The sequence below is a fragment of the Polaromonas sp. P1_G2 genome (genome assembly GCF_056405515.1).
Genome location: NZ_JBFUBY010001804.1, coordinates 1 through 354, shown reverse-complemented (window position 1 = coordinate 354; position 354 = coordinate 1). Strand labels below are relative to the sequence as shown.

Annotated in this window: 1 protein-coding gene; it reads right to left on the bottom strand. The window is 66.7% G+C overall.

The window, feature by feature from the left end; all coding sequences use genetic code 11:
* Positions 1–354 (bottom strand): anti-sigma factor family protein (locus AC1D0P_RS32675; RefSeq protein WP_477680514.1); only part of this gene is annotated, 354 nt, incomplete at both ends.

Here is a 354-nt window from a genome sequence, read left to right as displayed (position 1 = left end):
GTATAGATCAGGAAGGCGGAACTGGCCTCCTCGTGCAGTGCTGCCTGCTCGACCGGGAGATGTGCCGGTGAAGCAGGCAGGAAATGGCCGGTGGCGACGCCGGCAAGGAACAGGCAGAGACCGGCGGCAATGGCAGCCGGATAGCGCAGCCATCCGATGCGGGCCGGCTGCGGTGCGTCGGCAAACATGGCGGCATCGTCGGGTCGTGTGGTGCGGTAGGGCGCAAACATCGCCTGGATGGCGCGGTTCTGTGCCTGCCAGTCGCGCACCCGGGCGAGATCTTCTGGATGTTCGCGCAGCCAGCGTTCGACGCGCGCCATGTCCTCGGCCGACAGCTGTGCATCGGCATAAGCG